The sequence below is a fragment of the Mucilaginibacter sp. P4_E8 genome (genome assembly GCF_056401495.1).
This window is the reverse complement of sequence record NZ_JBFUJG010000002.1, coordinates 61,955-76,874: the sequence shown is the minus strand read 5'-3', so window position 1 is coordinate 76,874 and position 14,920 is coordinate 61,955. Positions and strand designations below refer to the sequence as shown.

General features: G+C 42.9%; 11 protein-coding genes. All 11 read left to right on the top strand.

The annotated features are described in order from the left end of the window. Positions 1–209 precede the first annotated feature (209 nt). The 11 genes from AC1DRQ_RS01830 to pgl all read left to right on the top strand — a co-directional run bounded on the left by AC1DRQ_RS01830 (position 210) and on the right by pgl (position 14,087). Positions 210–2,594, top strand: coding sequence for an alpha-L-rhamnosidase-related protein (locus AC1DRQ_RS01830; protein ID WP_477421921.1), 2,385 nt, complete (start codon positions 210–212; stop codon positions 2,592–2,594). Between the two features lie 89 nt (positions 2,595–2,683). Continuing rightward, positions 2,684–3,175 carry a cytochrome P460 family protein gene (locus tag AC1DRQ_RS01825; protein WP_477421920.1) on the top strand — a complete coding sequence of 164 codons (492 nt, stop codon included), beginning with the start codon at positions 2,684–2,686 and terminating at the stop codon, positions 3,173–3,175. Positions 3,176–3,734: 559 nt separating this feature from the next. Then, positions 3,735–4,496 carry an ROK family protein gene (locus tag AC1DRQ_RS01820; RefSeq protein ID WP_477421919.1) on the top strand — a complete coding sequence of 254 codons (762 nt, stop codon included), beginning with the start codon at positions 3,735–3,737 and terminating at the stop codon, positions 4,494–4,496. Positions 4,497–4,542: 46 nt separating this feature from the next. Next, entirely contained in the window at positions 4,543–6,546 is a 2,004-nt protein-coding gene (gene tkt, locus AC1DRQ_RS01815; protein WP_477421918.1) for a transketolase, read from the top strand. A gap of 74 nt (positions 6,547–6,620) precedes the next feature. After that, positions 6,621–7,196 (top strand): YqhG/Tai3 family protein, encoded by a 576-nt coding sequence (locus AC1DRQ_RS01810; RefSeq protein WP_477421917.1) that lies wholly within the window; start codon positions 6,621–6,623, stop codon positions 7,194–7,196. Between the two features lie 3 nt (positions 7,197–7,199). Beyond that, positions 7,200–7,907, top strand: a complete 708-nt coding sequence (rpiA, locus tag AC1DRQ_RS01805) for a ribose 5-phosphate isomerase A (protein WP_477421916.1) — start codon at positions 7,200–7,202, stop codon at positions 7,905–7,907. A 406-nt stretch (positions 7,908–8,313) separates the two neighbouring features. Continuing rightward, positions 8,314–9,411 (top strand): transaldolase, encoded by a 1,098-nt coding sequence (tal, locus tag AC1DRQ_RS01800; protein ID WP_429399808.1) that lies wholly within the window; start codon positions 8,314–8,316, stop codon positions 9,409–9,411. Positions 9,412–9,418: 7 nt separating this feature from the next. Further along, on the top strand, positions 9,419–10,045 hold the full coding sequence (locus AC1DRQ_RS01795; RefSeq protein ID WP_477421915.1) for an HAD family hydrolase: 627 nt from the start codon (positions 9,419–9,421) through the stop codon (positions 10,043–10,045). 140 nt (positions 10,046–10,185) lie between these two features. After that, positions 10,186–11,610: an NADP-dependent phosphogluconate dehydrogenase gene (gene gndA / locus AC1DRQ_RS01790; RefSeq protein WP_477421914.1), complete on the top strand. Its 1,425-nt coding sequence runs from the start codon at positions 10,186–10,188 to the stop codon at positions 11,608–11,610. 109 nt (positions 11,611–11,719) lie between these two features. Continuing rightward, positions 11,720–13,234, top strand: a complete 1,515-nt coding sequence (gene zwf / locus AC1DRQ_RS01785) for a glucose-6-phosphate dehydrogenase (RefSeq protein ID WP_429399812.1) — start codon at positions 11,720–11,722, stop codon at positions 13,232–13,234. A gap of 124 nt (positions 13,235–13,358) precedes the next feature. Beyond that, complete coding sequence (gene pgl / locus AC1DRQ_RS01780; protein ID WP_477421913.1) at positions 13,359–14,087, top strand: 6-phosphogluconolactonase; 729 nt, start codon at positions 13,359–13,361, stop codon at positions 14,085–14,087. Positions 14,088–14,920: the final 833 nt, after the last annotated feature.

Genomic DNA, 14,920 nt, shown 5'->3' with positions numbered 1-14,920 from the left:
TGGCTTTAGCCAACGGATACAGAGTAAGCAAATGGGCTTTAGCCAAATTCTTTGTTGCTATGATCTAAGTATAGCGCCGCCTATTTTAAGGTGCAAATCAAACTACAATTTGATTTGCACCTTAAAATAACGTATAAGCTAAATCAAATTAATTAACTTAGCTTCATTCATAAATCCCTGCTGCTAACCACAGTACACAAAGCCTAATAATGAAGATACTTTTTAAGCCTGCCTTGTTGATAGTCTGTTTATTAATTATAAAAACGGGCAATTCACAAACTGTTTCCCCATCACTTTTAAGAGGTCATTGGAACGCTTCCTGGATCACCGTACCTGATGAACCCACAAAAGATTACGGCGTTTACCATTTCAGGAAAAATATCCAGCTAAATGCTAAACCAGCTTCCTTTATAGTACATGTATCTGCCGATAACCGGTATAAGCTATATGTTAACCAAACCCTGGTATCATTGGGCCCTGCCCGTGGCGATACCTATTACTGGAACTATGAAACGGTTGACCTGGCACCTTATTTAAAAGCCGGAAATAACAGCATCGCGGCATTGGTATGGAACGAGGGCGATTACCGTCCCGAAGCCCAGATCTCTATCCGCACCGCATTTATTATGCAGGGCAACACGGCTAATGAGGAAGGGATCAATACCAATAAAACCTGGAAAGGTATTCGCGATAAAGCTTATCGGCCCTTTACCGGTGTCGGTTATCGTACTTATTATGTGGCCGGGCCGGGTGAGCTGGTTGATATGAACACAACGGTTAAAGGATGGGACGCTGTTGACTTTGACGACAGCGCCTGGAAAAATGCCATTAAGATAGACGTGGGCAACCCCAAAGGAACAGTAAACGCTTTCGACTGGATGCTGGTGCCATCATCGCTCCCACAAATGGAATTAAAGTACCAACGCATAGCTTCACTCCGCAAGGCTGAAGGCGTTAGCGTTCCTAAGTCTTTTCCGGCGATAAAAACTGCGGTAACCATACCGGCCAACACATCGGCTACTTTACTGCTCGATCAAACTTTTTTAACCAATGCTTTTATAACGCTCAATTTTAGCAAGGGGAAAAACGCGGCTATAAAACTGACCTATGCCGAGTCCATGTTCACCAGTTTAACCGGGCCGGAGGGTACGGTTAAAGGTAACCGTAACGATGTGGAAGGGAAATTATTTGCTGGTCGTAGGGATAGTATTATTGCTGATGGCTCGCCCAATCAAACATTTACAACCCTGGCATGGCGTACTTACCGCTATATCCAATTAAAAGTTAAAACCGGGAATGAACCTTTGGTTATTGATGATATTTACGGCACGTTTACGGCCTATCCATTTCAGCTGAATGCCAAACTGGAAACAGGCAACCCCGAAATACAAAAGATCCTGGATATAGGCTGGCGAACTGCACGCCTTTGCGCTGGTGAAACGTATACCGATTGCCCGTATTACGAACAACTACAATATGTTGGCGATACCCGCATACAGGCCCTGGTATCTTTTTATAACAGTGGTGACGACCGGCTGGTACGCAACGCCATTAACCAGATGGATCATTCGCGTATTGCCGAAGGATTGACGCTGAGCCGCCATCCTTCATTTTCGCCCCAAATTATTTCTACCTTTTCTTTATGGTACATTGGTATGCTGCATGATTACTGGATGTACCGGCCCGATAGCGCGTTTATAAAAGATAAGCTATCAGGAGCAAGGGATGTGCTGGCATTTTTTGGCAAATACCAACAGGCCGATGGCTCACTAAAAGATACACCCTACTGGACATTTGTTGATTGGGTAAATGATAAAGGCTGGGATTTTGGTCAGGCACCTAAAAGCGCCGGTGGAAATTCGGCCATATTGGATATACAACTGATGTGGGCCTATAACCAGGCTGCCGAAATGGAAGCAAAAATGGGTTTGCCCACCTTTGCCGCATCATACCAGGAAAAGGCAGCGCAACTAAAAGCCACTATTCAAAAAAGATATTGGGATGCAGGCCGGCAATTGTATGCAGATACGGAGGACAAACAACTGTTTTCGCAGCATACCAATACGCTGGCGGTTTTAACAGGTATGGTTACGGATACCGATGCAACCGCGTTATGCAAAAAACTGTTAACCGATACTACGCTTACGCAATGTACCATCTACTTTAAATACTACCTGCACCAGGCTTTAATAAAAGGTGGTTTTGGAGACGACTACCCGAAATGGCTTGATATATGGCGAAAAAACATCAACATGGGCCTTACTACCTGGGCCGAGATCTCGGACCTGGAACATAACCGTTCTGATTGCCATGCCTGGGGTGCAAGTCCTAATATTGAGTTTTACAGAACCATATTAGGGATTGACAGTTATGCCCCCGGTTTTAGTAAAATAAAAATAGAACCACATTTGGGCGAACTAAAAAATGTAAGTGGCGAAATTCCTCATCCCAATGGAAAGCTATCGGTAAAATACCAGATGGAGAAAAGTAAGTGGATGATGTGGATCAACCTGCCGCCAAATACATCGGGTGTGCTGGTATGGAAGGGTAAAAGTTATTCTATAAAAGCCGGGGAGAATAAATTAAGCATTTGAAAAAACAACCTTTCCACACAGGGTGAAAATTCCAAAATGTTTATTATCAAATATTTGTAGATTTGATAGAGCCAATTAAACCCAAACCAATGAAAAAAATAATTATAGTGAGCTTGCTAAGCCTAATGGTGATCATGATGTATTCATTTAGCCGGGCCGAAAAGAAACTGCCCGAAGGTATTTTAATTCCGGAAGGTTACCGGAATTGGACGCATGTGAAAACGGCTGTCAACAATCCCACTTTTGCATCACATTCAGGGTTTCATCATATATATGCTAATCCAAAAGCTATAGAAGGCTATAAAACGGGTCAGTTTGCCGATGGCGCTATCATCGTGTTTGACGTATTGGAATCCCTCCCTCAAAAAAACGGGGATATTTATGAAGGCAAAAGAAAGCTAATAGATGTAATGGTTAAAAATAGTTCCCAATTTAACGAAACGGGCGGTTGGGGATATGAGGAGTTTATTTACAGCGATAGTGTAACCACAAAGGCGCTGCACCCAACAAAAGAACAATGCTTTAACTGTCATAATACCCGAAAAGTAAATAATTTCATTTTTAGTAATTACAGGAGCTAAGAGAGCAAAGCCTGTCAGTCTTGTCGAAGACTTGTGCGCATAGGAGAGGCCTGCTCACCATGACACCCGGCCGCTGCAAGCGTCCCGCTTGTAGTTACCATGATTTGGAATAAACCCAACTATCCAATTTACCACAAGCGCTTGCGGTAGCGAAGGCAAATGGCGCATAGAGATTGCCCTGCCTAAAGCACATCGGGTGTTTTTATCTGGAAAGGTCGTAGTTATGTGATTAATTCAGGTAAAAACAATGTAATTGTTTAATAAATCAGTAAAAAAATATAATGAAAGTCATGTTTTATTGAAAAAGTGTTAATAAAAGAGCATTTTGCATCGTTTTTGCAATTTTTGAGTAAAAAAACTTTGATTTTCTGTTTGAAAAGTAAAAAGCAACACTAACTTTACCTTTGTAAGGATGATTGCTTATTGTAATAGTTACACTTGTATTAATTGCATATTTAACAATCAGATATTATTAAAAATGTGATATTTACGTGCCGGGGAAATTAAGTGATCAAATTGATTGTCGATTACACCTAAAATCCGGTATAAATCTATACGAATGAAAAACAATACGCCATCACAAGTAAAAATTCTTTCCATCGATATCGGCGGCTCACACATTAAGGCCACCATCTTAAATAAAAAAGGCGAACTCAAAATGGATTACGATAAAATTGTAACCCCGGCGCCTGCAAGTCCCGAAAATTTGATAAAAGCTATCAAAACATTGGTTAAGAATTTTCCTTCATATGATTATATATCTGTAGGTTTTCCGGGATATGTGAAAAACGGGATAATAGATACCGCCCCCAATTTAGATACCAAACTTTGGGCTGGTATTGATTTAAGCAAAAAATTGGCCGAAGCGTTGGGCAAACCAACGCAGGTGGTTAATGATGCAGATATGCAGGGCCTGGGTGTAGTAAAGGGCAAAGGCCTGGAAATGGTTATTACACTGGGTACTGGTTTTGGCACCGCGCTGTTAATGAATGGTCATTTGCTACCGCATTTGGAACTGGCCCACCATCCAGTTAAAGATGCAGACACCACTTATGATAAATACATTGGCGAAAAGGCATTGGAAAAATATGGTAAGGAAAGGTGGAACAAGCGCATGCAAAAAGTTTTTAAAATTTTAAAAACAGTATTCAATTACGATACTTTATACATTGGCGGTGGTAACTCCGACCTGCTTACTTTTAAGCTGGATAAAAACATGAAAATTGTTACCAATGCCGACGGCATAAAAGGTGGCGCAAGGTTATGGCTTAACGAGGGTGAAAGCAAAACCAAAAGATCAAAAGCAACACCGGCCAAATAAATCATTTAACACCAACTAAATAAAATTATACAACACCGACACGACAATGGAAAATAATCAGGACATAGAAAAATTAGCAATAGATACCGTAAGGATATTATCGGCAGATGCAGTTCAAAAGGCAAACTCAGGTCACCCCGGCACCGCGATGGCGCTTGCACCTATGGGCCACGTTTTATGGTCAAAGTTTTTAAACTACAACCCTAAAAACCCTGATTGGGTAAACCGCGACAGGTTTATCCTTTCGGCAGGGCATGCTTGTATATTGCAGTACAACTTTTTGTATTTAACAGGCTATGATCTTAGTTTAGATGATATCAAACAATTCCGCCAGTTACATAGCAAAACCGCAGGTCACCCCGAGTATGGTTTGGCTCCTGGTATTGATGTTACTACTGGTCCGTTGGGTCAGGGTTTTGCAAATGGCGTAGGTTTTGCCATTGCGCAAAAACATTTGGCAGCACGTTACAACAAGCCAGGTTTCGAACTTTTCAATTACAATATTTACGCTATTACCAGCGATGGTGATATGATGGAAGGTGTTACTTCTGAAGCAGCATCATTAGCTGGTCATTTACAACTGGGTAATTTAATTTATCTGTATGATGATAACCATATCTCTATTGAAGGCAGCACCGATATTGCTTTTAATGAAGATGTAAGCGCGCGTTTCCGCTCATACGGCTGGCAGGTACAGGAAATAGCCGATGTTAACGATACCCACGCGTTAGAACTGGCTTTAATAAATGCCAAATCCGAAACTCAAAAACCATCACTGATCCGTGTTCGTTCGCTGATAGCTTATGGCAGCCCTAACAAATCTGGTACTGCAGGCTCACATGGTTCGCCGCTTGGTGCTGATGAAATTAAGCTGGTTAAAAAATTCTTCGGCTTTGATCCTGAAAAATCATTCGAAGTACCTGCCGAAGTATTAAAATACTACAACGGAGTAGGTGCTAAAGGCGAAGGCAAAGAAGAAAAATGGAATAAATTATTTGCCGACTATAAAGCCAAATATCCTGAATTAGCTGCCGAATACGAACTGGCCAGCAGTGGTGGTTTACCAGAAGGCTGGAAAGATAAACTGCCGGTATTTAAAGGCTCTGACCCTAAAATGGCTACCCGCCAGGCATCAGGTAAAGTATTGAACGCTGTTGCAGCAAGCCTGCCCAACCTGATAGGTGGCGCGGCGGATCTTTCCCCATCAACAGAAACCAACCTGAAAGAATTTGATTCATTCACCTCTGAAAACAGGAATGGCCGTAACTTCCACTTTGGTATCCGTGAGCATGCCATGGGTTCGGCAATGAATGGTATGGCATTAACAAAAGGCGTTATTCCTTTTGGCGCTACCTTCCTGATGTTCTCAGAATATATGCGCCCGCCTATCCGTTTGGCGGCCATTATGAAAATAAGCCCGATTTTTGTTTATACCCATGATAGTATTGGTTTAGGCGAGGATGGTACTACCCACCAGCCTGTTGAGCAATTGGCTTCACTGCGTTCTATTCCAAATATTACGGTTATACGCCCGGCTGATGCCAACGAAACCACACATGCATGGCGCGTTGCGCTTGAGCATAAAGGTGGTCCGGTTGTATTGGTGTTCACCCGTCAGGGCTTGCCAATCCTTGATCAGGATAAATACGGTAAAGCCGATGGTCTTGAAAAAGGCGCCTACATTCTTTCAGAAGGCAGCAAAGGTCCGGATCTGATCCTGATAGCAACCGGTTCTGAAGTGGCATTGATCATGGAGGCTCAGGCAAAATTAGAAGCAGAAGGTATTTCAACTCGTGTGGTAAGTATGCCATCATGGGAATTGTTCGAGAAACAGGACGCCGCTTATAAAGAAAAAGTATTCCCTAAAGCAAGCAGGAAACGTTTGGCTGTTGAAATGGCATCCCCAATGGGCTGGCATAAATACACTACCGACGAGGGCGATATGTTAGGCATGACCACCTTTGGTGAATCGGCCCCGGCAGAAGACCTGTTCAAGTTTTTTGGCTTTACAGTAGATAATGTAGTGGCCCGCGCTAAGGCTATTTTGTAGTATCAAGTAGCGAGTATCAGGTAGCAGGATTGCTATTTGATACTTGCTTTAAGTTCTTAGATATCGATATATAAATGAATAAAAGATGTTTTATAATTGTTAGTATAGTTATGCTAAGTGTGGCTGTATTTTCAAAAGTAAACGCACAGCCTTCTGTACAGGATAAGGCAGATGTTAAAGCTTTTGTTCAAAAATTTTATGATTGGTATGTTGTTTTGTACACGGCTCCGGTAAATAAAAAAAATCCGGCATGTTCTTGTGAAATACCTACAAAACAACATCCGGAATATTTCGATCTAAGTCTTCGTAAAGCACTAAAAGACGATTTTGCCGCGCAAGCCAAAGTAAAAGGGGAAATTGTGGGACTGGACTCAGATCCGTTTTTGGGAGGACAGGACATAGGCCTTGGCTATCAAGCAGGTAATGTAAAGAATATTGGTAACAAGTTTCTTGTCGATATACATGATATAGATAAAGGCAAATCCGAAAAAGAGAAGTTGGCAGCACCAGTTACAGTTATTGCGGAGGTTGCTAAATCAAATGAACATTTCGTTTTTACGAATTTTATTTTTTTGATAGACGGTAAACGGTTCAGTCTTCTGAAAATGTTAAAGGATTTGAGCGATGAACGAAAAAATAATATAAAGTAATCAATGAGTCCTAATAATAACCTCATACAAAACCTACAATGGTCGTCGGAGATCATTAATCCGGTTGGCAAGCAAAAGGTGGCGCGGCAAATTACCGAAAAGGTAAAGGATGGCGATGTGCTTGGCGTGGGCTCGGGGTCTACTGTGTATATGGCTTTGCTGGCCATTGCCGACAGGATTAAATCTGAAAATCTGAACGTGCTGGCAATCCCCACCTCGTTGGAGATTTCGATGTTTTGCAGCAAGCTGGGCATACCGCTAACTACCTTGTATGAGCACAACCCAGATTGGCTGTTTGACGGCGCAGATGAGGTTGACCCAAACAACAGTTTAATTAAGGGCAGGGGTGGCGCAATGTTCAAGGAAAAACTGCTCATCAGCTCAAGCCCAGTGAATTATATTATTGTTGATGAATCAAAAATGGTAGCCAAATTAGGTACTAATTTCCCGGTACCTATTGAGGTGTTCCCACAATCGCTGCTGTATGTTGAAAGGGAATTGAAGAACCTGGGAGCTACCAGCATTGTTTTGCGCCCGGCTAAAGGTAAAGACGGATCAATAATTTCAGAGAATGGTAACCTGATACTTGATTGCAAATTTGAGGAAATAGGCATTACTATGGAAAAGGACATCAAGGCAATTACCGGAGTTATTGAGAGCGGGCTTTTTATAGGCTACAATCCGAGCATTTTAATGGCCTCGAACAATTAGGGATAAAGGATCGGATCAAGGATACAGGAAGAGCGACGGCATAAGAGAGTAAAAAAAGCACCGGGTGTGTGCGATTCCTTCCCTTGGGAAGGGGGAGGAAGGGGTTTATTAACCATGTGATTTCTGATCGCACGAACAAACCCCTCCCCGCCATTGCTCACAAACCCTGCCGCACCCCTCCCGTTGGGAGGGAATTTAGGCATAAACACAATGCAGAGACGCATAAATTGCGTTTCCCGGTACTGAGTTATTCAAACAATGATACTAAGGTTACCTAATTTACAATATAAATTAGGAACTTTAACTTATCAAAACAAATGCAGGCGATTTGGGAGGTAAAACCGCCATCTGCAAAAAAAACATCTACCTCGTTAATTAAATAATTGAACTTTAAAACAACCTTAATATGGCAACTAATAATGTAAAGCAAATACATGATTTCGGACAAAGCATCTGGCTTGATTTCATCGATCGCGAGATCATTGCTTCAGGAAAACTAAAAAAATTAATTGATGAAGATGGTGTAAGAGGCGTAACCTCAAACCCGGCAATTTTTGAAAAAGCCATAACCAGCAGCTCTGATTATGATAACGATATTGTTGAACTGTCAAAAACCACTGACGACAACGAGCAGCTGTTTTTTGGTTTAGCCATAAAAGATATTCAACAAGCGGCCGATTTGTTTAAAGGCGTATATGAAGAATCAAACGGCGTAGATGGTTACGTAAGTTTAGAAGTTTCTCCGTTTTTGGCGTTAGACACCGCAGGCACTACCAAACAAGCTGCCGAGCTTTGGAGAAAAGTTGATCGTAAAAATGTAATGATCAAAATTCCGGGTACACAACCAGGTTTACCAGCTATCAGGCAATCAATTGCCAAAGGCATTAATATCAATGTAACCCTACTTTTTGGTTTAGAGCGTTACGAGGCAGTTACCGAAGCCTATATTTCGGGCTTAGAGGATCATTTGGCGGCAGGTCATTCCATTGGTCATATTGCATCAGTAGCCAGTTTCTTCCTGAGCCGTATTGATGTGGTTGTTGATCCATTGCTGGAATCAAAAGGTCATAAAGAACTGGTAGGCGAAGTTGCTATCGCTTCAGCTAAAAAAGCTTACGAAATTTATAAAAGGGTGTTCAGTACCGAAAGGTGGAAAAAACTGGCAGCACAAGGCGCTCAGCCACAACGTTTATTATGGGCAAGTACCGGCAGCAAAAACCCGGCATTTAAAGATACCAAATATGTTGAGGCATTAATTGGTCCGGATACTGTTGATACCGTTCCTTTAGAAACTGTTGATGCTTTCCGTGATCATGGTATTGCAGCCAACACGCTTGAAGGTGGTTTAGAGCAGGCAACCGCTACTTTAGCTAAACTGAAAGATCTGGATATTGATCTGGATGCCATTACCCAACAACTGGAGGATGAAGGTATCGAGAAATTCAATAAACCTTTTGAAAAATTATTGAACGCGATTGAGGAGCAAAAAAGTAAAGTAAGCTAATTACTTTATGGAAGCTGCAAGCCTTAAAATACTTTTTTTTGACGTTGGTGGCATTTTGCTCACCAACGGCTGGGGTCATGAATCCCGGAAAGAAGCATCTAAAAGATTCGGCCTTAATTACACCGAAGTGAATGAGCTGCACAATTTCATATTTAACGTATATGAAATTGGCAGCATCAGCCTTGATGAATACCTGGATACTGTAATATTTAACCACCCCCGCGATTTTGTACGCGAGGACTTTAAGGAGTTTATTTATGCGCAGTCGGTTGAGCTGCCTGATATGCTTGCCTGGCTTAAAGCGTGGAAAAAAGACTGTGGTTTCCGTATCATTTCGGTAAATAACGAGGGTAAGGAGCTGAATGATTACCGGGTTAAGAAATTTAAGCTGCATGAGTGTTTTGATGCCTTTGTATCATCGTGCGAGGTAAAAATGCGTAAACCCGATCCGGGTATATGGCAACTGGCTATGGGTATAGCGCAGGCATCGCCGCAACAATGCGTGTATTTTGACGACAGGATCATGTTTGTGAATACGGCCCAGAAATTGGGTATCCGCTCGTTCCTGCACACTGATTTCGAAAACACCAAAAAAATATTAGAAGATCTAAAAAAAGAAAACAATGTTCATTAAGGCAGTGGAAGTTATTTAGCCTCACCAAAATCCTCTCCAAAGGAGAGGACTTTAACTTCACACTTTTTGAACCCTCTCCTTTGGAGAGGGTAGGGTGAGGCAACCAATGAACAAGTGAACCAATAAACTAAAACAATAAAATGAGCGCAACAAATAATAAATATGCTTTTGGTATGATAGGCCTGGGCGTTATGGGCCGCAGTCTGCTGCTCAACATGGCCGATCACGGCTTTGCTGTAGCCGGGCATGATAAAGATGCCGCCAAGGTATCATCACTGAACGAAGAAGCCGGCGACCGTGCCGCTAAAGGTTTTGGTGATGTTAAAGAATTTATACAAAGTTTAACCACCCCGCGTGCTATCATGATGCTGGTTCCGGCCGGCAAAATTGTGGATGCTGTAATTGAGGAACTTACGCCGCTGCTGGAGAAAGGTGATATATTAATTGACGGTGGTAACTCGCACTTTACCGATACCAACCGTCGTGTGGAAGAACTGGAAGCCATTGGCCTGCATTTCTTTGGCATGGGTGTTTCTGGTGGAGAAGAAGGCGCGCGTCGTGGCCCAAGCATGATGCCGGGTGGCGATAAGCAGGCCTACAACGTAATGAAGCCTATTTTTGAAGCCATTGCCGCTAAGGTTGATGGTGTGCCTTGTGTTACCTACATTGGTCCGGGTGCATCAGGTCACTTTGTTAAAATGGTGCACAATGGTATTGAGTATGGTATTATGCAGCTGATTGCTGAAACTTACGAGATCCTGAAAAAAGGCCTAAAACTAAGCAATGATGAGATAGGCAAAATTTTTGCCGAATGGAACGAAGGCAGGCTGCAATCATTCCTGCTGGATATCACCAAAGATATTTTCAAATATAAAGCTCCGGGTACCGATCATTTATTATTAGATGATATTAAGGACGAAGCCCGCGCTAAAGGTACCGGTAAATGGACATCGCAAGTGGCCATGGACCTGCAGGCTCCTATCCCTACTGTGGATACTTCGGTAGCCATGCGCGATCTGTCAAAATACAAACAACTGCGCGAAAAAGCCGCTGCACTGTATGCTAAAGATGCTATTGTTTTAGAAGCCGATAAAGCCGAGTTTATAGCGGCTTTGGAACAGGCATTCTACTTCACCATGATCATCAGCTACGCGCAAGGCATGCATTTGCTGTCAAATGCGTCGGCAGAGTATAAATATGATCTGCACCTGGGCGAGATAGCCAAAATTTGGCGTGGAGGCTGTATCATCCGCTCAAAATTCCTGAACGATATTTTTAAAGCGTACGAAAAGAATGCCGGCTTAGAGCACCTATTACTGGATACCAATGTGCAGGCATTAGTTGAAAGCGTTGTACCGGGCATCAGGAAGGTATTGTCAAAAACCATTGCTGCCGGTGTGGCAGCACCAGGCTATGCGGCATCACTAAGTTACTTTGATGCTTTCCGCAGTGCAAGGATGCCATCAAACCTTATCCAGGCCCAGCGCGACTATTTTGGCGCGCACACTTATGAGCTGATAGGTAAAGAAGGTACATTCCATACACAATGGGCACCAGTTAGTTAGGGTCGGGTTGCGGGATCCCTGGTTCGGGGGGCAGAATGTATGAAACCCAACAACAGAAATCCCGCAAAACACAGTATACACAAACCTCGCAACACGCAACAGAAACAAAATGAGCACACACACTAAATCAGATCCTACTATATTCATCATTTTTGGTGGCACAGGGGATTTAAACTCCCGGAAAATTGCACCGGCCCTTTATAATCTTTTTTTAGATGGCTGGATGCCTAAGCAATTTTCTATTATTGGCACCGGTCGTACCAAGCTTACCGACGAGCAATTCAGGGAGAATTTATTTAAAGATATCAACCAGTTTTCGCGCAGCGGTAAAACCGACGATAAAAAATGGGCCGAATTTGTAAAAAATATCACTTACCAGGTATCAGACGCTAACGACTTTGAAACCTATAAAGAATTTGGCAAACGTATTGAAAAACACAATGCCGAGTGGAAAACTAAAGCCAACGTATTGTTTTACCTGGCAGTAGCGCCTAATTTCTTCCCGATTATTGCTGCTAACATATCAAAGGCCAAACTGGCCGAGGATAAAAAGCGCGTAAGGATCATCATTGAGAAACCATTTGGCCACGATCTGGAAACAGCGAAGGAACTGAATCAATTGTTGTCGAGCATTTTTGATGAGTGCCAGATCTATCGTATTGACCATTACCTGGGTAAAGAAACTGTTCAGAATATTATGGCTTTCCGCTTTGCCAACTCCATTATGGAGCCGCTGTGGAACCGTAATTACATTGAGCACGTACAGATCTCGGTTACCGAGCAATTAGGCGTTGAAGATCGCGGCGACTATTATGACGGATCGGGCGCTATGAGAGATATGATCCAGAATCACCTGTTGCAATTGCTTTGCCACGTAGCCATGGAACCGCCCGTTAGCTTTAACGCCGATGAAGTGCGCGACCGCAAAGTTGATGTACTAAAAGCTATGCGCAAGTTTAGCCCCGAGGATGTACGTAATTCGGCCGTTAGGGGCCAGTATGGCAGTGGCTGGATGAAGGGCAAAGAAGTTCCCGGATACCGTGAAGAGCCAAAGGTTAACCCTGAATCAAATACCGAAACTTTTGCCGCCATTAAGTTTTTTATTGACAACTGGCGCTGGCAGGGTGTTCCGTTCTATTTACGTACAGGTAAAAGATTGCACCAACCGTCATCGGTTATCACCATTCAGTTTAAGGATGTTCCGCATTTGATTTTCCCTACTGAGGCCGCCGAAAGCTGGCAGCAAAACAGGCTCATCATCAGTATACAGCCCGAGATGAGCATCCGTTTACAGGTGCAGGCCAAACGCCCCGGAATTGATATGGTATTAAATGCTGTTGATATGGTGTTTGATTATAAAGGTACTTACACAAACCAGGCGCCCGAAGCTTATGAAACGCTGATATTGGATACCATGCTGGGCGATCAAACCCTGTTTATGCGCGGCGACCAGGTTGAAGCGGCGTGGGAGCTGGTAATGCCTATTCTGAGCACGTGGCAGAATAAAAAGAGCCTGAATTTCCCTAACTATTCTGCCGACTCATGGGGGCCTGAATCTGCCGAGGCACTAATTGCCCGCGATGGATTTACATGGTTCACATTGCCGGTAAACAGTAAAAAATAGTAATACAAGTTTAAAGTCTGTAGTCTTAAGTCTTAAGCCTGAAGTCCAAAGTCTTATGATTAGGAACTTGAGACTTTGGACTCGAGACTTAGGACTTCAGGCTTAAGACTATAAAACAGTAACCATGAAATTGAATATATTTAACTCGGCCGATGAGGTGCTTACCGCATTGGCAGATTATTTTGTTAAAGTAGCCACAGAGTCGATAGCTGCAAAGAACAAGTTTACCGTAGCCTTATCTGGTGGTAGTTCGCCTAAAAAGCTATATGAACTGCTGGCATCAACCTCTTATGCCGATCATGTAGATTGGGAAAAAGTATACTTCTTTTTTGGTGATGAGCGCAATGTGCCCCAGGACCATAAAGACAGTAATTACCTGATGGCTAAAAAGGCATTGTTTGATCCATTGCTGATAAGCCCTGCCAATGTTTTTGCTGTTGATACCACATTTGAGCCCGCGGAAGCCGCTGCCAGGTATTGGGAAATGATCTCCACCTTTTTTGATGAGGGTGAACTGAGCTTTGACCTGGTACTGCTTGGCCTGGGCGATAATTCACATACAGCATCATTGTTTCCGTATACAYCGGTACTGCATGATACCACACCAGGTGTAAAAGAGGTTTGGCTGGAAGACCAGCAGGTGTGGCGCATTACACTGAATGCCCCATTGATCAACGATGGTCGTCATATAGCATTTTTGGTTTATGGCGAAGGTAAAGCCATTGCTGTACACCATGTACTGGAAGATGCCGAGGATATTGACGAATACCCGGCCCAACTGATAGATTCAATTACAGGCGAAACCGTGTGGTTTTTAGATGAAGCCGCCGCCGCTGACCTGGAAGAAAAGTAAGAAGGGATAGTATTCCGTTATCAAAAGAAAGCAGGCTCATAAATGAGCCTGCTTTCTTTTGATACTTTAGGACACGTCATTGCGAGGTACGAAGACAACCGACTGAAGGGAGCTCATTAATACAAATAAAAACTAACACAGCATTAATAATCTCTATGTTATACAGAGCGTACATTCATGTAGCAGAGCGCTCAATTGCCGCTGAGGCTGTTACTTTTGTCTTGATACAAAAGTAACCAAAAGATCAAGTCAGCAGAAATGCTTCATTGCCGCACAGGGCCTTTACCCCGCAAATCAGCCAGAACCACGGGCTGCTAAATTTTTACTCCACTGCGTTCCCGCTATCCCTTTGCTTCAGTAAAAATTGCTAATGCCCCGCCACCGCGCAACCCATCGTGTTCTGACTGATTTCGCCCGAAGCTTATCTGCTGACGGGGAGGCTGAATGGTTAAAATTAAAATCGTGGTAATCCCTTAATCCCACAAATCCAGGTTCAGACAATTAGTCGCGCGGGTTACCTTGTTCTATCCGCTTTCTCCCGAAGTTTCCCCCTCCTCATAATATGTTGTCATTGCGAGCGCAGCGTGGCAATCTCATAGGACAAGTAACGAACTTTGCTTGGGCAACCTGCATAGTGAGTTTGCCACGCTGCGCTCGCAATGACATATTTTTAATCTGCCAAATGCAAACAGTTATTTTAGCTCAAAGTGGTTTAAAACCGGTTGATAATGATCAAAAAGTGTTAAAAAATGTAATTTTTTGTCATTTATAAATAGTTAAATAAGCCTAAAATGGGGTAGAAATGCGTATTAAATGTCACCTTATCGCCACTT

Bases quoted from the DNA above. Each gene is read 5' to 3' on its own strand.
- tal (WP_429399808.1), top strand. From the start codon at position 8,314: ATGGCAACTAATAATGTAAAGCAAATACATGATTTCGGACAAAGCATC.
- zwf (WP_429399812.1), top strand. From the start codon at position 11,720: ATGAGCACACACACTAAATCAGATCCTACTATATTCATCATTTTTGGT.
- AC1DRQ_RS01810 (WP_477421917.1), top strand. From the start codon at position 6,621: ATGAATAAAAGATGTTTTATAATTGTTAGTATAGTTATGCTAAGTGTG.
- AC1DRQ_RS01830 (WP_477421921.1), top strand. From the start codon at position 210: ATGAAGATACTTTTTAAGCCTGCCTTGTTGATAGTCTGTTTATTAATT.
- AC1DRQ_RS01795 (WP_477421915.1), top strand. From the start codon at position 9,419: ATGGAAGCTGCAAGCCTTAAAATACTTTTTTTTGACGTTGGTGGCATT.
- gndA (WP_477421914.1), top strand. From the start codon at position 10,186: ATGAGCGCAACAAATAATAAATATGCTTTTGGTATGATAGGCCTGGGC.
- AC1DRQ_RS01825 (WP_477421920.1), top strand. From the start codon at position 2,684: ATGAAAAAAATAATTATAGTGAGCTTGCTAAGCCTAATGGTGATCATG.
- AC1DRQ_RS01820 (WP_477421919.1), top strand. From the start codon at position 3,735: ATGAAAAACAATACGCCATCACAAGTAAAAATTCTTTCCATCGATATC.
- rpiA (WP_477421916.1), top strand. From the start codon at position 7,200: ATGAGTCCTAATAATAACCTCATACAAAACCTACAATGGTCGTCGGAG.
- tkt (WP_477421918.1), top strand. From the start codon at position 4,543: ATGGAAAATAATCAGGACATAGAAAAATTAGCAATAGATACCGTAAGG.